16 protein-coding genes are annotated in these 17,148 nt (G+C 56.6%); 6 read left to right on the forward strand and 10 right to left on the reverse strand.

Annotated features, from left to right (window positions below; all coding sequences use genetic code 11):
• Window positions 1-2: 2 nt before the first annotated feature.
• The 4 genes from I9H07_RS02780 to I9H07_RS02795 are packed head-to-tail and all read right to left on the reverse strand — an operon-like array spanning window position 3 to window position 4,202.
• The gene (locus I9H07_RS02780; RefSeq protein WP_058392157.1) at window positions 3-1,109 is read right to left on the reverse strand and encodes an ABC transporter ATP-binding protein; all 1,107 of its coding nucleotides are present in this window, start codon (window positions 1,107-1,109) and stop codon (window positions 3-5) included.
• The gene (locus tag I9H07_RS02785) at window positions 1,106-1,999 is read right to left on the reverse strand and encodes an ABC transporter permease subunit (protein WP_058392156.1); all 894 of its coding nucleotides are present in this window, start codon (window positions 1,997-1,999) and stop codon (window positions 1,106-1,108) included. Before I9H07_RS02785 ends, I9H07_RS02780 begins: the two co-directional genes overlap by 4 nt.
• Window positions 1,996-2,889: a carbohydrate ABC transporter permease gene (locus tag I9H07_RS02790; RefSeq protein ID WP_024672281.1), complete on the reverse strand. Its 894-nt coding sequence runs from the start codon at window positions 2,887-2,889 to the stop codon at window positions 1,996-1,998. The genes I9H07_RS02785 and I9H07_RS02790 overlap by 4 nt, the downstream gene beginning before the upstream one ends.
• A complete protein-coding gene (locus I9H07_RS02795; RefSeq protein WP_236424535.1) occupies window positions 2,886-4,202 on the reverse strand; it encodes an extracellular solute-binding protein in 1,317 nt (438 codons plus the stop codon). The genes I9H07_RS02790 and I9H07_RS02795 overlap by 4 nt, the downstream gene beginning before the upstream one ends.
• A 165-nt stretch (window positions 4,203-4,367) precedes the next feature.
• Here I9H07_RS02795 and I9H07_RS02800 point away from each other — a divergent pair, with 165 nt between their 5' ends.
• The 3 genes from I9H07_RS02800 (at window position 4,368) to I9H07_RS02810 (ending at window position 7,836) form a co-directional block, all read left to right on the forward strand.
• Window positions 4,368-5,492, forward strand: coding sequence for an ROK family transcriptional regulator (locus I9H07_RS02800; protein WP_058392153.1), 1,125 nt, complete (start codon window positions 4,368-4,370; stop codon window positions 5,490-5,492).
• A gap of 155 nt (window positions 5,493-5,647) precedes the next feature.
• Window positions 5,648-6,289, forward strand: a complete 642-nt coding sequence (locus I9H07_RS02805) for a 3-demethoxyubiquinol 3-hydroxylase (protein WP_235181163.1) — start codon at window positions 5,648-5,650, stop codon at window positions 6,287-6,289.
• Window positions 6,290-6,594: 305 nt separating this feature from the next.
• Entirely contained in the window at window positions 6,595-7,836 is a 1,242-nt protein-coding gene (locus tag I9H07_RS02810; protein ID WP_236424533.1) for a DUF1835 domain-containing protein, read from the forward strand.
• A gap of 198 nt (window positions 7,837-8,034) precedes the next feature.
• Here I9H07_RS02810 and I9H07_RS02815 read toward each other — a convergent pair whose 3' ends face one another.
• Together I9H07_RS02815 and I9H07_RS02820 are read right to left on the reverse strand one after the other, a co-directional pair.
• On the reverse strand, window positions 8,035-8,613 hold the full coding sequence (locus I9H07_RS02815) for a hypothetical protein (protein WP_032606098.1): 579 nt from the start codon (window positions 8,611-8,613) through the stop codon (window positions 8,035-8,037).
• 19 nt (window positions 8,614-8,632) lie between these two features.
• A complete protein-coding gene (locus tag I9H07_RS02820) occupies window positions 8,633-9,061 on the reverse strand; it encodes a DUF3592 domain-containing protein (protein WP_058392933.1) in 429 nt (142 codons plus the stop codon).
• 141 nt (window positions 9,062-9,202) lie between these two features.
• Between I9H07_RS02820 and I9H07_RS02825 the strand changes: the two genes are divergently transcribed.
• On the forward strand, window positions 9,203-9,340 hold the full coding sequence (locus I9H07_RS02825; protein ID WP_236424532.1) for a hypothetical protein: 138 nt from the start codon (window positions 9,203-9,205) through the stop codon (window positions 9,338-9,340).
• Window positions 9,341-9,379: 39 nt separating this feature from the next.
• Here I9H07_RS02825 and I9H07_RS02830 read toward each other — a convergent pair whose 3' ends face one another.
• The 3 genes from I9H07_RS02830 to I9H07_RS02840 all read right to left on the reverse strand — a co-directional run bounded on the left by I9H07_RS02830 (window position 9,380) and on the right by I9H07_RS02840 (window position 11,925).
• The gene (locus tag I9H07_RS02830; protein WP_329606353.1) at window positions 9,380-10,036 is read right to left on the reverse strand and encodes a LysR substrate-binding domain-containing protein; all 657 of its coding nucleotides are present in this window, start codon (window positions 10,034-10,036) and stop codon (window positions 9,380-9,382) included.
• A 29-nt stretch (window positions 10,037-10,065) separates the two neighbouring features.
• Window positions 10,066-10,377 carry a cupin domain-containing protein gene (locus I9H07_RS02835; RefSeq protein ID WP_024672289.1) on the reverse strand — a complete coding sequence of 104 codons (312 nt, stop codon included), beginning with the start codon at window positions 10,375-10,377 and terminating at the stop codon, window positions 10,066-10,068.
• A 690-nt stretch (window positions 10,378-11,067) separates the two neighbouring features.
• Complete coding sequence (locus I9H07_RS02840; RefSeq protein ID WP_236424528.1) at window positions 11,068-11,925, reverse strand: SDR family oxidoreductase; 858 nt, start codon at window positions 11,923-11,925, stop codon at window positions 11,068-11,070.
• Between the two features lie 321 nt (window positions 11,926-12,246).
• Here I9H07_RS02840 and I9H07_RS02845 point away from each other — a divergent pair, with 321 nt between their 5' ends.
• Both I9H07_RS02845 and I9H07_RS02850 read left to right on the forward strand, forming a co-directional pair.
• Window positions 12,247-12,696: a GNAT family N-acetyltransferase gene (locus I9H07_RS02845; RefSeq protein ID WP_236424526.1), complete on the forward strand. Its 450-nt coding sequence runs from the start codon at window positions 12,247-12,249 to the stop codon at window positions 12,694-12,696.
• Between the two features lie 262 nt (window positions 12,697-12,958).
• Window positions 12,959-13,729: an SDR family NAD(P)-dependent oxidoreductase gene (locus tag I9H07_RS02850; RefSeq protein ID WP_236424524.1), complete on the forward strand. Its 771-nt coding sequence runs from the start codon at window positions 12,959-12,961 to the stop codon at window positions 13,727-13,729.
• A 483-nt stretch (window positions 13,730-14,212) separates the two neighbouring features.
• On the opposite strand, the gene I9H07_RS02855 is transcribed toward I9H07_RS02850, so the two are convergent.
• Window positions 14,213-17,131, reverse strand: coding sequence for a putative bifunctional diguanylate cyclase/phosphodiesterase (locus tag I9H07_RS02855; RefSeq protein WP_236424522.1), 2,919 nt, complete (start codon window positions 17,129-17,131; stop codon window positions 14,213-14,215).
• Window positions 17,132-17,148: the final 17 nt, after the last annotated feature.

The raw sequence follows: 17,148 nt of genomic DNA on the forward strand, positions 1-17,148 counted from the left end.
GGTCACTTGGCGGGTTGAGAAAAGGACGCGAGTTGGCGCTGGCCACTCTCGATATCGAATAACGAAGGTGTGTCGCTGATTGCCAGGCGAATCTGAGTGCCGGGCGTCAGGCACTGGCGTCCGGCGAGGCTGACCACACAGCGGGTGCCGGCCAGTTGGCAATACAGCAAGCTATGGCTGCCCAGGTTTTCCGTGGATTCCACGGTTGCCGTAACGCCCTCCTGGTTCAGCGTGAAGGTTTCAGGTCGCAGCCCGATCAACCATTTGCCCACCCGGTTGGAGGCAACCCCGAACTTGATGGGCAGGCGTTGTCCATCTGCGAGCATCAGGACGTTGTCGTCCAGGCAGTTCACCGGCAGCAGGTTCATCGGTGGTGTGCCGATGAAGCCGGCGACAAAGGTGCTGGCCGGTTGAGCGTAGATATCGGCGGGCGTACCCACCTGCTCGACGTGCCCTTTGTTGAGGATCATCACCCGGTCGGCGAGCGTCATGGCTTCGGTCTGATCGTGGGTGACGTAGAGAATCGTCGCGCCGGTCTGCTGATGCAGGTTGCGGATCAGCAAGCGCATGTCGTGACGCAGCGCGCTGTCCAGATTGCACAGTGGCTCATCAAACAACAGTACCGGCGGCTTGCGGATCAGCGCCCGGCCGATGGCAACTCGCTGGCGCTGACCACCCGAAAGCTCTCCGGGTTTGCGTTGCAGCAGGTCCTCCAGCCCCAATGAGGCGGCACATGCCCGAATGCGCTGTTCCCGATCCTTGCGGGAAATACCCGCCAGCTTGAGCGCATAACCAATGTTCTCGGCCACGCTCATGTGCGGGTAGAGCGCGTAGTTCTGGAACACCATGGCGCAGCCGCGTTCCTTGGGTGGCAAGCGGGTGACATCCCGGCCGCCCATGAGCACGTGCCCCTGGCTGACGTCTTCCAGACCCGCCACCAGGCGCAGCAAGGTCGACTTGCCACAGCCGGACGGGCCGAGAATGACGCTCAGTTCACCGGCCTTGAACGTCAGGTCGAGCCCGTCAAGGATATTTCCGGCACCGTAACGTTTTTGCAGGCCTTTGAGGACAATATCCGGAGCGCATGCAATGGGGGTGAGCGCGGTCATTTACCGACTCCAATCAGGCCTTTGACGAACCATCGCTGCATAAACGCAATGACGAGGATAGGGGGCAGCATGCTGACCACGGCGGCGGCCATCAGCAGGTTCCATTCGGGGACCTGGGTTGTATCGGTCGGCAGGAAGCTGGCGACGCCCAGTACCAGCGTGCGCATGTCCTCACGGTTAGTCGCGACCAGCGGCCACAGGTAGTCTTTCCAAGCGCCGATAAACACCAGCGTGCCGAGCGCCGCGAAATTGGTCTTCGACAGCGGCAACAGAATGTCGACGAAAAAGCGCCAGGGCCCGGCGCCGTCCATGCGCGCGGCTTCAACCAGTTCGGCGGGCAGGGTCTGGTAAAACTGCCGGAACAGAAACGTGCCGGTGGCCGAGGCAATCAGCGGCAGGGCAAGGCCGGGATAGCTATCGAGCAAATTGATGGTCGGCACTGGCAGCCACTGAACACCCAGCCATTGCAATACGCTGCGCACCGGGCCGAGCAGATCGCTGGCCACGGAGTAGGTCGGGATGATGCGCACTTCCAGCGGCAGCAGCAGCGCACCCAGCACGGCGAAGAAAATCACTGAGGTGTAACGGCTGCGAAAATACACCACGGCAAAGGCCGTCAACGCCGAGAGCGTCAGCTTGCCGATTACCACCAGGGTCGCGACCAGCAGGCTGTTGCCCAGCAAGCGCAACAGGTCGAGACGCCGGGTCACCTGTTGCAGATTCACCAGCAACTGGTCGCCGGGTATCACCGCCAGGCCTTGGCTGAACAGCTGCGCATTACTGACGGTTGCCGAGCAGACCGCCATGTACAAGGGCCCCAGCGCGAAGATCAGCCCCAGTGTCAGCAGCAGGTAGGCGCCTGCGTTGAACAGCCGATTGTGCTCGCTCATGCTTTCACCCCGCGACGCTTGAAGTGCAGCATGAGCTTGAACTGGACGACGCTCAGTACCACGACTGCCAGCAGCATGAGCACTGAAAGCGTGGATGAGCCCGCCAGGTCCAGCCCCATGAAACCGTCGGTGTAAATCTTGTAGGCCAGCACATTGGTGGTATCGCCCGGCCCACCGTGAGTCAGGGTGTCGACCAGGCCGAAGCTGTTGGACAGGCTTTCCAGCAGATCGATAACAAACACGAACAGCAGATACGGCGCGATCAGCGGCAACTGGATATCCAGCATGCGCCGCAACGGACCGGCACCGTCCAGCGCTGCGGCAGCGAGGTAGTCGTCCGGCACCGACTTCAGGCTCGCAACCAGCATCACGAAATTGAACGGCACCAGGCACCACGCATAGGCCACAACCAGCAATAGCATGCTTTGCACCGGGTTGGCGTAGGGCGCCCAGGTGCCGGGCGCGATGACGTTGAGCCAGGCAAAAATGCCCATCACCGGATTGGCCAGCACATGAAAGACAATACCGATGGTGGCGCCCGATACGGCGTAGGGCCAGATCAGCAGGTTGCGAAACACGGCGTTGCCGCGCAATTTCAGCTCAAGGCACAGAGCAAGCACCAGCGCGATGAGGATCGAAAGCACCACGCTCGACAGGCTGAACACCAGCGTCGAGCCCAGCGACGCGAGGACGCCGGGGTCGTTCAGAACACGCCAGTAATTGCTCAGGCCGACAAATACCTCATGGCCTCCAAAGGGCGGCACCAGATGAAACGACCACCAGAGTGCCTGGACCGCAGGCCAGTAGAAAAACAGCCCGAGCGCCAGCAACTGCGGCAGGGCAAACAGCAGTGCCAGACGCGGCTGCGGAAAGTACGCGCGGGGCTTCATGGTGTCGCCTCGTTTGATGGGGTGCTGATGGGCGGCTGATGCATCTGTTGAAACAGCCCGAGCAATTCGTTGGCTCGCAAGGTTGATTGGCGTAGCGCGTGATCAACGCTTTGTCGGCCTGCCAGCGCGTTTTCCATTTCTTGCGACCAGATCAGGCGCATCAATGTGATGAAACCGCAGCGCAAGGGCGCAGACGGCTGGCCGTCGATATCGCTGAGAGCCTCCAGGCCGACCGTTATTGCCGAAGGCTTCTGTGCAGTTGATCGCAACGTAGCTGCGGCAGCCTGAGTGACGGGCAGGTAACCGGTCCGTGCGCTAAACACCCTCTGGTTTTCCGGCAGCAGCACGAACGCCAGAAACTCCGAAACCAGCCGATAATCCCGCACTGAGTGCCCGCGCATCACCCACAGCGAGGAGCCGCCGGGCACATTGGCCTTGCGGGTTGTGTTGGCGTAAATCGGCAGCGGGGTCACGTCGATATCGGACTCAAGCTCGCCATGCATGACATTCCACGCCCCGGTCGAGTCGAGCAGCATGGCGCAATCATCGGTGGCGAACGCCAGCGCCTGCTGACCGCTACGGGTCGAGGCCTCATAGCGAACCAGCCCCTCGGCAGTCCATTGCGCAAGGTCATTCATGAGGCGCAGGTGTGTGCCTGTGTCGAACTGGTAGCGATCAGCTCCGTCGATGCTTACCGCGACATTCGAGCCCTGCGCCGCGCTGGTTTGTTCCAGCCAGATCCACGGCGCGAACTGAGTAGCGACAGGGCAGGCGTGACCGTTTTTCTTCAGCGCGCGCAAGGCCGTGGCAAATGCCTCCCAGGTGGCGAGCGGCTGCTGGATGCCTGCTGCGGCCAGAGCGTTTCGATGGGTGTAGAGCACGGCTGTTGAAGCGGCAAAAGGCTGGGCCGCCAGCGCGCCATGTTCGTCCGCGTAATAGCGGCGCAACGCGGGCAGAAAAGTGTCGCTCGCATAGGCCCTCTGATGATTGGCCATTACCGTTTCGACAGGCTGTGTGGCGCCACCCAGCAACATGTCCGGAGTGGCGACGTCGTAAATCTCAACCAGTGCGGGGCCGATGCCCGCCCGATAAGCTGCCACCGTCTTCTGCAACGTTTGCTCGTAGGATCCCTGACGAATGCAGTGCAGGCGATCACCCTCTTCACGCGGCGCATTGAAGCTTTTGCACAGGTCGGCGATCGCAGTGCCTGCCGCGCCGCTATGGCTGTACCAGAACTCGGCTGGCGCGGCGAGGGTATGGGCGGCGAGTGGCAGCAGAACCAGCACGGACAGAAATTTATGGATGACAGGCATGAGGGCACTCACAGGAACTGAGTGTCATTTAATACAGGTTGTGTGTAGTATTTGTGACCTGTCAGGTTTTTATCAAATGTTCATGATTGAAGTGTGTAATCGGCGACGGGCGATACACTGCTCCACACGCCGACTGTTTTAATCCTCTTCCGACATGTTGATTCCATGCCTCTCGACCTCCAAACGCAGCCGCACTCGCTACTGAGCCTCAATGAACGCAAATTGCTGGACATCCTTCGGCGGCGCGGCGCGATCACACGCGCCACGGTGTCTGCCGAAATGGACCTGGCGCAGCAGTCGGTTCACCGGCTGATCGAAGAGCTGATCAGTCGCGGGCTGTTGCGCAGCGGCGAGCGCGTGAAGAATGGCCGTGGCCAGCCCAGCCCGCGCATCGAACTGGTCAATGAAGCGGTGTATGCCATTGGCGTTTCGATCAACACCGACTCGGCCGTGGTCTGCGTCGCCGACCTGGGCTGCAATGTGTTGGAGCAGGTCACCTTGCGCACGCCGCCGCTGAGCCGCAACAGCACGCTGGATGCGCTGGAAAAAACCATCGAGCGGATGCTTCAGCGCAACGGCATCGAAGCGGATCGGGTCATAGGGATCGGCTTCGCCATCGCCGGGTTTTTCCTTCAGAACCGCCAGATCAACGCGCCAGAACCGCTGCGCGACTGGTCATTGATGGACTTGCAGCCAGTCCTCGAAGCGCGTTTCGGCATGCCGGTCTGGCTGGAAAACAACGCCACCACGGCGGCTATCGGCGAAAGCCTGGTGGGCGTTGGTGCATGGGCCAGCAACTTCATCTACCTGTCGTTCAACTTCGGCTTCGGCGCAGGCGTGGTCATCAACGGCAAACCGTATTTCGGCAGCCACGGCAACGCGGGCGAGATCACCCTGTACAACGACCAGGAGTCGATAAATCGCCCGGCCTTGCGCTACCTACTGGAAGAGCTGCATCAGAATGGCGTGCAGGTCGATTCAATCGAAGACCTGCGCTCGCGCTTCGACCCGGATTGGCCCGGTGTGGACGCCTGGCTGAAACGCATCCAGCCAACGCTGGACCGACTGGTCAACGCACTGGCAGGGCTGTTCGACCCCCAGGCTGTGGTGTTCGGCGGGCAACTGCCACCCGAGTTGGGAAGGCGGCTGATCGCCGCGACTACTTTCTGGGGGACCCATCGCTATAACGCGCCGCCACCACGGCCTCAGTTGTTGTTGAGTGAGACCAATGGAGATGCGGCGGCTATCGGGGCGGCGTTGGTGCCGTTGAAGGAGCGGTTTTTTGTTTGATTTTGATGCGTTGTTTGCCTGGGTTTTGTGTAGTTGCTGGTGATCGTGTTAATGCGCTTCTGGCCGAATGTGGTTGCTTGTGAGTGGCCGCGATCCAAAGCGGTCTGTCAGTTGCTTAAAGATCGGCCAGATCGAAGATGGTGAGGGGGCGTGCTGTGGGCTCACTTGCTTATCTGCTTGGTGTTACAGCACGATACCAGCTAAAGAGCAAGGACCTGCCCGATGACCAAGCCCCTCGAACAAGAAATCTCAATGTGAATTCACCAGACTACACGGCTAAGAGCGAAGACCTCGGCAACCGCATGATGAAGGTCGACCATGCTGGCGAGCATGGTGCGATCTGTATCTACAGCGGACAGTTGCTTATGGCCCGGCTTTTTGTTCCCGGCATGGTGAATGAACTCAAAGAGTTTCTCTCCCACGAGCGCCGCCATCGGATGGTTTTTCAGGAGGAGCTGCAACGTCGCGGGTATCCCCGCTGCCGTAGTTATTGGTTGTGTGGCATAGGCGGTCTGGCGTTGGGCCTGGTTACTGGCATCTGTGGCCGCAAAGCCATTGTTGCTACTACCGTCGCAGTTGAGAGTGTGGTGCTCAAGCACCTGGCTCATCAACTTGATGTGCTGGGCGATATCGATCTCCACGCGGTGGCGGCCATTACGTCGATTGTGGAGGATGAGCAGCACCATCATGACCACTCGGCAGCGCAGATTGATGTGCGCGATCCCTGGTTCAGGGTACTGACACCGATGGTGACTGCATGGACTGAGGCGGTAATCTGGATGGGTATGCGTACTTAGAAAGCTGGTGTAATTATCCCGTTTCACTGCCGCAATCTTTAGACAAATGACTGACCGCTTCTGGTCAAAAGCGGTCTGTCGTCACTATTCGCGTCCTCACCCTCATTTTTTTAGCCGTTTCTCCCAGCCAATCCAAAATCGGATTCTTTACAGGCTTTGCTTCCCCCCATCCTTCCCGCTAAAGTCAGCACCTGGGCGTCTGCTGCGCCTGCGGTCCGCGCGAAGGGGTTACCCAAGGCATGCGTTTTCAATTTCTCATTCCAGCTCCCGGCTTGTCGGCGGACCGAGCCCTGTAAGGAGTTGGCATGCCCGCCACAAATGCTTCCCGTCATCACGGTCTTCTTGATCTCCCTTCGCTGCGCAAGCGCGCCAAGCGTCTTTTGAAGGCACTGCAAAACAACGAAGCTGACGATGCTCGCTCGCAGTTGCACGCACTCGGCTTGTCTGGCCCCGACTATCGCCTTGCCGACACGCAGTGGCTGGTAGCTCGAGAAGCCGGTTTTGCCAGCTGGCCCAAGCTGATCGCTCATGCCGAGAGTGTCGCGTTCGCCGCACGACATCCGGGTTTCGCTGCAACGAGCGAAGCGGCTGTCCAGCACTGGCGTTGCGGCAACGACATCGAGCACAGCCTGCGGATCGCTGGCTTCTCGGGTTCGTTTCATATGTTTGATGATCCGATGGTCATGGGCCCGGTCCCCGCATTACCTGACGATGACTACTGGTCAGTAAGAGCGGCTTTCGTGGAGCAGGCATTTGGGCTGTCTCCTCGTGATAGTCGACAGCGCCAAGCCATACAGCGCGACGCGTTGGCAAAACTGGATGCGGACAGCGAGCTGGTGCTGTGGTGCGAGGGCGACGCTTACGACCAACTGTTTCTGATACGGCTACTGGCGAGTTTGCCAGCCTTGCCGCGCAGGCTTGAATTGATCGAGACCAATCGGGTGCCAGGCGTGCAGCGATTTATCGGCATTGGCCAACTCGCCCCCGATCTGCTCGCCTGGCTCTGGCCGCAACGGCGTTCGCTCGGAGAGGATGCGTTGGCTCTGGGGCGTGAAGCGTGGGCTGCCTACACCGCGCCAGACCCGAGCGAATGGGCGCGCCTTGCAGCACAACAGCATCCCGTGCTGCCGCTACTCGGGCCTGCCTTGGCAAGGCAGCTGCAAGAGCTTCCCGGCGTTAACGATGGCTTGAGTCTGACGCAACGTTTGACGTTGCGCATCCTCGCTGACCATGGCGAGGTGTCCGCCGCCAAGGCTTTCGACCATCTGATGATGAGCTATGAGCCCCTGCCTTATCTGGGCGATCTGATGTTCCATTCGTTGCTGCGACCGCTCATCAATGCGCCACACCCATTGGTGCACGAGCAGCCTGGGGGCGTATGGCAGAAGCACCTTCTTCGAATCACCGTATTAGGTGAGCAAGCACTGTGTGAGCAGATTAACTGGCTGGATTACGCCCCAGCAGATCGTTGGGTTGGCGGGGTGCAGATCGTTGCTGACCAATCACCTTGGGTGGTGAACAGCGAAGGGCGGGTGTGGCGTCGCTGACGCAAAACCGAGATTGGTTAATAACGCCAGCGTAAGACGTCTTTTCACCGGAGATATCGCTGGAGGCTTTGGTAGGTATCCCGCAATCGGCACATTCTGAGCCGAAGCATCAAGCGGAATAAACGTCATGGCCGCGCTGGCCGAGCATGAACGGATGTCTCTGTTCTTGATCGGCTCAGCGCCCGCGAGCGCCAGTGATCAGAACAACCCGCCCAGTGAAATGGTCGCTCCGGCTCCCGCTTGCAGCCCGACGTTAAGGCCTGCGGCGATAATCACGCCTTTGGCTGAGCGCAGCAGGCGGACGGTGCTGTCGTGAGGCAGGAGCAGGCTGCCCATCGGCGTCAGTGTGGCGGCGGTCATGGCCAGCAGCTTGGGGTCCAGACCGAACAGCATGGCCGAGCCGCTGGCTCCACCTAGCAGGCCAACGCCGCCTTCAATGAATACACAAGCGCCCTGGAAGTCCTCGCGGAGCAGGCCACGGGCAGCGATCGAGTCTGCAACCAGCACCTGGCCGAATGCTGGAAAGTCTTCGGTTGCGCCCGCTGCCCCGACGCTCTTGCCCCGCACGTGCAAGTTGACCTTGCCGAACCGCGGCAGGCGCGCGCCGATGCCCAGGCCCACGCCGACCGAACCATAACGAAACTGCTGGTCGACCCCTTTGGGGTCGATCAGGGTCAGTGCGCCACCCGCAGCGGCGGCGAACACGACGGTCAATCCGCCGCTGCTGGCCGTCTTGTAGCGCCAGTCACTTACAGTTACAGGTAATGGGATTTGCATGTGAATTTCCTTATAGGGGTTACGTCATCTGGCGGCGGCGAATCCATGCGGCCATGTGGTAGCCGCCTCCTGCGGTGAACACGATGGCGAACAGGCCTGTCAGCAGGTTAGCGCCCCATAGCGCGCCATGATCTTTGATGATCGCGGTGCGGGAGGGGGCTTCGGCGCGGTAGAACACCGTTACGGAGTCGCCTACTGCGTAGCCGAATATAAACCCGCTCTCGGGGTAACTGATTGCCTGGCCCGTGGCGTCGGTGAAGTCAATTTGTGGATGGCTGCCGCCCGCGTTCAGGGCGCTGACATGCCCATCGGCGCTTTGCGCGTGGGCCAGAAAGCCAAGCCGGTCGTTGGCTAGCCATACGGTGAGGTAGAGCAGGCACAGACCCAGCGGGATGAAAATCAGCGCGCGGAGCAGATCGCCCCGGCCAGAAGATGGCGTCTTGGTCATGGCAGGTCCCTTGCGTTGTCCGTAAACGTCGGCCATTACAATGAACCTGCGGGAGTCTGTCAATCGGATGGGAAAGGACTGCGCTCGGCGCTGTCCGGCGTCTATATTTGCGCTCAAGCCGACTCGCGAAGCAGGAGCCAGATGCTGGCTCGTGGCCGTCTGTCGACACAGCCCGAGATCGGCCAAACGCAGTTGATGCTGGGCGGTGCTTCCGGTCAGAAGCAGACATTGGAGACCACCGCAGGTCACACCCACTATTACGCACGGATCATAAGCTGATTCAATTTGCTCGAAAGTACCTTAACCGTTTGCAGCAGATCAGTTGCGCTGCCTTTCGACAGATGTGGGGCATGACCACACGCCTTTATTCGGGCCGCGCGCCAGCAACTCCACAGTCTCATCTCCACGAGAGGCAGCGCCGCGCACGAGCACTATGTCGTGATCCGGAATAACCGGCATTCCTTCGAGGATCTGCATGCGCTTGGTTACCTTGCTACGGTCGATCAAGCTAACAGCCAGTCCTGCCTCCACACACGCTTTGACCGCCTGACTGGAGTGACTTTCCAGCACGATGCGCGAGCGCCGACCTGACACCTTGAGCGATTCGGTCATGGCCTCGCGGTAACAGCATTGCACGGTGTGGACGGCCAAAGGCAATGGATCATCGAGCGCCACCGTGGTACTCCTCGGACCGACCAGACCGGCGTAGTTGACATCAACACTTGGATGTCCGGTCCGACTTCCCCCCTTTAACTGGGCCACCACGGCCGCCTGTAATTCGCCGCGCTGGCCCCATTCTCTCAGTGCAGGGCTAGGCCCCGTCTTAAGCTCCAGCACTACGTTCGGCCAGGCGGAGGTGAAATATATTCGCCGGGCGTCGTCATATAAATCCTCATCTCTCAGCCAAGCCTGTAGCTGGCGCGATTTACCATAAACGCTGTTCAGTTTACGGAAGACACTTCCATAAGCATGGATAGGTAATGACGAGCGATAGCCTGGTCAACTCAAACGCTGCCCTCACGTTCGATAACCAGAATCCGTGCTTCTCCTCGAGGATGTGCAACATGCTCACATCCAGCCCCAGCGTAAAACACGTCGCCAACCAACAATGTCACGACTCGTTCAATGCCTGATTCGCGATAATGCATGTCTACCGTGCCGTCGAGGACTGCGAAAACTTCCTCACCATCGTTGACATGCCACTTATAGGGCTGGTCGGTCCAGTGGAGGCGGACGGTGGTTCCATCCATATTAGCGATGTCGTCAGCCCCCCAAGCGCGAGTGGCGGTGAAATCTTTGCTACGAATAACTCTCATTGACTGCGGTTCTCGAACAGGTGGTAATTTCTACCCTATCAGAACCTTTGGCCCTCGACTGCTGGCCGAAAAGGATACTTGGACTGAGCGGGGCTGTTGACCGTTTTCTTTCTTTTGCCGCCGGCAACATTGGGTCGAAGGCAGTCGGTGGGCTAGGGTGGCCGTCGTAGAGCGTTACAGGAGAATTTCCAGAGCGGAGGTCCCTCAGTGAGTATCACATGCCTTCCGGCCAACGCTTGAACGCCCGCCGTCCCCGCAGTACTACCCATGTCATCACTGATCCTGCGCTCCCAAACCCTACACAACTCAGAAGATTACCGAGTAAAAACCAGCCAAAGCGCCATGGGTGGTCTGTAAAAACCAGGTGCTCCTTGATTCTATGCCCGCGAGGCCCCGTCATGGCATCGAATTGCGCGTAAGTGAATGCGTCGCTCAATGCCTGGGCTGTCATCCAGGCGCAACCCAGACAAAACAGCGCGCCGACGAGACAGTAAAAGCGAAGACGGTATCCCGGAATCACGACAGCTCCATTTTTAGCATCTGGCCAAAGGTTGCCGACCATCATGCGAAAACATTGAAAACCGAATTATATTTAGCCAAGTGCCGCATTGGTATTTTGCGTTGGTTGAAGACGGTTAAGCGCTGTTCGCTCCTGGCCGAACGCTGCCGATTGCGACAGGCAGTTATCGGTCAAAAACTGTCTTTCGCAGGCGCGATCTTAATGTCCTGGGTTTCGCTGTCGTTCAGGATTGCCGGAGTCGCAGCCGTCCCAGCCAACAGACCACCGTCAATGTTGAACTCACTGCCCGTGATATACGTGGCGTCATCCGACGCGAGCAACAAGGCCAGAGCGGCCACTTCTTCAGGCATTCCGAATCGCCTGAGCGGAGTGTCTCGAACCAGCGCAGCCATTCGCTCTTCGCGACCGGCATCGCCACCTAACATGGGTTCCCACATGGGGGTAAGGATGGCCGCCGGATGAATCGAGTTGCATCGAACGCTCAGTCCTTGTTCGGCGCAGTAAAGCGCCACCGTTTTAGTGTGATTGCGAACGGCAGCTTTGGACGACGCATACGCTGCGGCACCTGGAATGCCAACCAGGCCGGAGCGAGAGGAAATATTGACGATGGAACCGGCTCCTGACTGGCGCATGGAGCGAATGGCGTATTTGCATCCGAGGAATACACCGTCGAGATTAGTTTGATGCACCGACCGCCAATCTTCCAGCCTTGCATGTTCCGGGTCATGCCGCTCAGCGCCATTCTCGAATCCGGTAATGCCCGCGTTATTCACGAGGATATTCCAACTCCGGCCTTGATTTGAAATCTGCGCGGCCAATCGTTGCCAATCCTCTTCATGCCGCACATCCAGACGCAGAAAGCAGGCGCGACTACCCAACGAGCTTGCAACCGCATTACCAAGGTCGTCGTTAATATCAGTGACGTAAACGAAGCAACCTTCTTGCACAAAGAGCCTTGCAATGGCGGCCCCGATGCCTTGAGCCGCGCCGGTGACGACCGCTGTCTTGGAAACCAGTTTATTTTCCATAAATGATGATATCTCCATGATGAGGCGTGTTCAGAACTCATGATAATGAGCCAATGCCCTATCACATGCTCACGCTTGGCAAAGAGGCTAATCCATAACCAAATGCCGCGAAACCTCAAAAGCTGACGGCCAGGCAGGGTCAGCCATTGGGCAATCGGGAAACGGTATTCTGAGTTGCGCACTGGACCTGCTGAATGCGAAAGGCACAAACCCTACTCATCGACTCCGATGACGCTCGAATTAACTGCCTGCTGTATGCCTATGGAGTAGGGTCTGCCAGAGTATCAAACCCATGCCTTGCCCCTCGTAAAAGAGCCCCTCATGATCCGGCCAGCCGAGACAAAAGATGAGCCTGCTATCAGGCAGTGCGCTGAAAAAGCCTATGCTCGCTATATTCCCGAGATCAATCGCAAACCCGCGCCAATGACTGCCGACTATGCAGCGCAGATCGCAGCAGGGATCGTCTACGTGGCGACGGATGAAGACGCAACCTTTCAGGGTTTTGTGGTGTTCTATAATCAGGACGACTATGTCCTTCTGGAGAATGTCGCCGTCCTGCCCAGCGCCGCTGGACGCGGAGTCGGGAAATCACTGATCAGCTTCTGTGAAAACGCGGGCCGAAAGCTAGGTATGAGCGCGGTGCATCTTTATACCAACGAGAAGATGACCGACAACCTCTCGATTTACTCCAGGCTTGGGTATGTTCAAGTAGCGCTGCGTACCGAACACGGCTTCAAACGCGTCTATTTTGAAAAAAATCTGGGTTCATGAAGCGTTGCGTTACGTTTGGTTAATCGCAACCGAGTTGTAGCGTCGGGGCCATCGTCCAGACGTCGGCGCAAAAGCAGTCATGGCAAGGTCCTTTACAATCACCTTGTATTCAGAGGGCGAGCATTCCCGAGAGAGTCAAAGTGACGATTCAGCATAGTGCTGCTATTAGCTGAGGCCACTTGTCAGCAACCGCTTATCTGAACGTCATGCCGTGTTCCGAAGTCATAAAAGATACTTCAGCCATGCTCCTCAAAGGTGCCTTATGAGTGTGATACCCGAACTGAACAGCGACGCTCACGTGCTGGTATGCGGAGCCAGCCGAGGTATCGGCCTGGCACTGTGCGCGGCTTTGCTTGCTCGCGATGATGTGGCGCAGGTATGGGCAGTCGCGCGAAAAGCCAGCACCTCCACGGAACTGGCAAAGCTTGCAGAGCACTATGGCCAACGCCTGAAACGAGTCGACTGCGACGCGCGTGATGAGCAATCCCTCGAAGCTCTCGTGAGCGAGACGCTTGAAGGATGTGAACATCTGAACCTCGTCATCAGTACGCTGGGCATTCTTCATCAGGATGGCGCAAAAGCAGAAAAGGGCCTGGCACAACTGACGCTTGCGAGCCTGCAAGCGAGCTTTGTGACCAACACCTTTGCTCCGATCCTGCTGCTTAAACACCTGCTCCCGTTATTGCGCAAACAACCTTCAACGTTCGCGGCGCTCTCCGCGAGGGTTGGCTCTATTGGCGATAACCGACTGGGTGGCTGGTACAGCTACAGAGCCAGCAAAGCGGCGCTCAACCAGTTGCTGCACACGGCCAGTATCGAGTTGAAACGCTTGAACCCTGCCTCTACTGTCCTGGCCATACATCCAGGCACGACTGACACAGATCTGTCTCAGCCATTCCAGGCGAACGTGCCTGATGGGCAACTATTCGAACCGGCGTTCTCGGCGGATCGCATTATTGAGGTGTTAGGAGCACATGGACCGGCTGACAGCGGGACCTTCTGGGGCTGGAACGACAAACCCATTGTCTGGTGACTGCTGTTCAGAATCCCGAGAATCCTGAAAACCAAGGCAAAACAGCGCTACTGGTATGCCCTTCGTACTCCGCTTTTCCTCGAAGATCACTGAGGCATACAAACAAACTGATCGTGGCTGGAATAGACAGAACATTTAGCACCCAGAGAAAGCCATTGCTGGACTCAAACGTCACCAAGGCGACCAGGTTAATGACTGCCATGATGATGATCAGAATATTGCATATAAGGTGCTGACGTCTGGAGGAGGCAAAGCTTTCCCAGTCATAAATCAGCCACTCGTGAGAAAAGACTCCGCATTCTGGGCACTTATGAGTAGGCGGTATCCTGATGGGGATATGGCCACAGCTGGGGCACCGAGACTTCATAGCGTTATCCACCGTCAGGTGATGTTCCTGGTTTCGTTTGCTTGGCACTGAAACGCTGCATACGGTCAAAAGTGGCAGTTGAGTACAGCAGTCTCGCAGACGCTATCAATACTACGTTACGCAACACCACTTTCAAACAACCTTACCTCCAGACTACGTGACGCTTTAACCATAGCAGCACACTCATCACTGATGACAGGCTTACTAAAAAGATAACCCTGCATTTGATCGCAGCCATACGTCACAAGCAGCTCTAACTGGTCGACTGTTTCGACGCCTTCTGCGATGACTTTAAGACCCAATTCGTGCGCCAATACGATTACCGCCCTGGTGATAGCGGCGTCCTCATGATTGCTGGTTATGTCTTTTATGAACGCCCTGTCAATTTTGAGGGCATCAAGAGGAAATCGCTTCAAGTAGGCCAGACTGGAATATCCCGTTCCGAAATCATCGACAGAGAGGCTTATCCCATACGACTTTATGTCCCGAAGTATTTCAACCGCCGACTCGGGATCGATCATCAGCATCGACTCGGTCAGTTCAAACTCTAAAAGAGCGGGGTTGATACCGTATTCTTCAAAGATATGCTTGACGATTTCAGCCAGGCCTTTTACCTGAAGCTGCCTGACCGACAGGTTGATGGCGATCGGTACCAGCCTGATATTATGCTCTTCCCAGCTTTTTAGGGTTTCACAGACTTTCCGGATAACCCATTCGCCGACCGGAATGATCAGGCCAGTGTCCTCAAGAATAGGGATGAAATCAGCCGGAGAAACCATGCCTTGCTCTGGGTGATTCCACCGCAATAACGCCTCTAAACCACTTATCCTGCCATCGACGAGGCTGACTTTCGGCTGAAAATGCAGAATAAACTCATCGCGCTCAAGCGCACCCCGCAATAGCGTTTCAGTTTGCAAACGTTTAGTTAAACTTTCGTTCATCGTGGAATTATAAAACTTGAAGTTATTACGGCCACTTTTTTTCGCATGGTACATGGCGGTATCTGCATTCTTTAAGATAACGCCCGTGTCACGCCCGTCAAACGGATAATTGGCGATGCCTACACTCGCTGAAACAAATATATCCTGGCCGCCAAGGTTGAACGGTTTTCCTAACGCCTCAACAACATGGGTCGCAAGCGTTTTGATAAGGCTCTCGGAATAAACCTGGTGTGTGACGACGATCGAAAACTCATCGCCGCCCAGCCGTGCAACCACGCTGTTCTCATCAATGCAGTCTTTCAAGCGTCGACCCGCCTGGATAAGCAATTGATCGCCTACTGAATGCCCCATGGTGTCATTCACGGCTTTGAATCTGTCCAAATCTATGAATATGACGCTTGCAGCATCCGGCGCTGACGTTTTCCGACTGATTATCTCGCGCAGATAATTGCTGAGAAACCAGCGATTAGGCAGATGGGTGAGGGAATCATTTTCGGCCAGATAGGTTAGCTTTTTCTTTGCGTCATACCGTTCAAGCGCGGCTGCCAACAGGTTGGAAAGTGTTTGAAGGTAGGTAATATCTTCACGGGTAAAGGGGTAGTCGGTGCTGGCATAAACCCCGAGAACGCCCTTGAAAACTTCCCTGCAGGAGATATCAACCTCTACGCCGCTTCTAATGCTGTAAGCATCCACTGTTTCAGCAGGAAGCAGCGTGTATGTATTATCAGGCGCATCAGGAGTAATGACCGACCCGGCAGAAGAAGCGGTACCGTTCAAAAAATCATTATGATAGCCACTGTGGGTTTCAAAGTGGGTCAAGCCAACCTCCGCTTTGAGGATGATCCCATGACTCACTCGATCAACGACTAACAAAGCTGCTTTGCTCAATTTCAATCCTTGCGCCGCCGTCAGTGCTGCCAGTTCACCTAGAGCACTGACGTTTTCTTCTGTCAATGCCTGCTGGCCAAACAAGGCGATAAGGTTTTGCCTCCTGGAATTATCCAGAATCGCGACCTCAAACTCTTTTCGATCTGTAATATCGATATCGATGCAAATATATTTTTCAACACCGCCCATGTCATCGAGAATAGGGATGATAGTGCGTCGATGCCATGCTTCCTTACCGGTGCGACCTGAAAGCCGGACCTCACCGTTCCACACCTCATTTTCAGGTGCCCATTGCCATGGCTCATTGGCTGAAGACATACCGGTCCAGACTTCATCGATCGTCAACTCTAAAAGCTCAGCTCGCGAATGCTGTGAGCTTGTTACGAATCGTTCGTTAACGTAGGTGATACGTCCTGAGGCCGAAACTTCGCAAACGATTGAAACCTCATCCAGGGCATTTTTATGCTGCACCAAGGTATTCATCAACGATTCGATGCGCAGGCCAAAGTGATTGCGCATACTCGCGGCAGTACGGTTTACCGCTTTTATAGCCTCTTGTATTTCCATGGGAGCATCCGCGACCAACATAGCTTCTGCGGCCACTGCGCCTGATGCGATTTCTGCCTCATAAGAGTGAAGCTTGCCTAGGTGGGCAAGTGAACGCTTGATCATGAACCCCATTAAAATCAAGCTTATCAGCAAAAAAAATACAGCGAATAGTGTAGCTTGAACCACCAGGTTATAGAGTTCGCTAGCAATTTTTTCGGCATTGAAAGACAGACGCATCACGCCATAATCTTTCCCCCCGATAGTAATCGGACGATTGACATCGAATAAGCGTGCCGCGACTTCGGACTCTATCCAGGCAGGGGCTCTTCCAAAAGGCGCACTGGCTGCCTGCAGGCGAATGGCTCCGCCCGACAGGTCAATAAACATGGCCGACTGAAACGGTGAGCGGGCCAAGGTTTTTTCGAGGGTTCTTTTGATGGTATCGTAATCGCCGATGACGACACTTTCCTCTACAGCCTGCGCGGCAACCTCGATCAGCATGTTAGCGGTGTCTTGTATCTCTTCAATATGCTGAAGCAGTTGGTTTTTATAAAAAAGAGCCAGGCCAGTCGTCAGAAAAGTCAGTATCAGAATAGACAACATCGCCAATATTCGCGACGTCAGTGATTTGGGTAGCAGGCTTTTAAAGAAATTCATTAACAGCCTCTCCAGCT

The sequence above is a fragment of the Pseudomonas syringae genome (genome assembly GCF_023278085.1).
In the GTDB taxonomy this organism is placed as follows: Bacteria; Pseudomonadota; Gammaproteobacteria; order Pseudomonadales; family Pseudomonadaceae; genus Aquipseudomonas; species Aquipseudomonas syringae_Q.

Excerpts from the sequence above, each read along its gene's own strand:
- I9H07_RS02780 (WP_058392157.1), bottom strand. The coding sequence starts at position 1,109 with ATGACCGCGCTCACCCCCATTGCATGCGCTCCGGATATTGTCCTCAAA.
- I9H07_RS02785 (WP_058392156.1), bottom strand. The coding sequence starts at position 1,999 with ATGAGCGAGCACAATCGGCTGTTCAACGCAGGCGCCTACCTGCTGCTG.
- I9H07_RS02790 (WP_024672281.1), bottom strand. The coding sequence starts at position 2,889 with ATGAAGCCCCGCGCGTACTTTCCGCAGCCGCGTCTGGCACTGCTGTTT.
- I9H07_RS02795 (WP_236424535.1), bottom strand. The coding sequence starts at position 4,202 with ATGCCTGTCATCCATAAATTTCTGTCCGTGCTGGTTCTGCTGCCACTC.
- I9H07_RS02800 (WP_058392153.1), top strand. The coding sequence starts at position 4,368 with ATGCCTCTCGACCTCCAAACGCAGCCGCACTCGCTACTGAGCCTCAAT.
- I9H07_RS02810 (WP_236424533.1), top strand. The coding sequence starts at position 6,595 with ATGCCCGCCACAAATGCTTCCCGTCATCACGGTCTTCTTGATCTCCCT.
- I9H07_RS02815 (WP_032606098.1), bottom strand. The coding sequence starts at position 8,613 with ATGCAAATCCCATTACCTGTAACTGTAAGTGACTGGCGCTACAAGACG.
- I9H07_RS02820 (WP_058392933.1), bottom strand. The coding sequence starts at position 9,061 with ATGACCAAGACGCCATCTTCTGGCCGGGGCGATCTGCTCCGCGCGCTG.
- I9H07_RS02825 (WP_236424532.1), top strand. The coding sequence starts at position 9,203 with ATGCTGGCTCGTGGCCGTCTGTCGACACAGCCCGAGATCGGCCAAACG.
- I9H07_RS02835 (WP_024672289.1), bottom strand. The coding sequence starts at position 10,377 with ATGAGAGTTATTCGTAGCAAAGATTTCACCGCCACTCGCGCTTGGGGG.
- I9H07_RS02840 (WP_236424528.1), bottom strand. The coding sequence starts at position 11,925 with ATGGAAAATAAACTGGTTTCCAAGACAGCGGTCGTCACCGGCGCGGCT.
- I9H07_RS02845 (WP_236424526.1), top strand. The coding sequence starts at position 12,247 with ATGATCCGGCCAGCCGAGACAAAAGATGAGCCTGCTATCAGGCAGTGC.
- I9H07_RS02850 (WP_236424524.1), top strand. The coding sequence starts at position 12,959 with ATGAGTGTGATACCCGAACTGAACAGCGACGCTCACGTGCTGGTATGC.
- I9H07_RS02855 (WP_236424522.1), bottom strand. The coding sequence starts at position 17,131 with ATGAATTTCTTTAAAAGCCTGCTACCCAAATCACTGACGTCGCGAATA.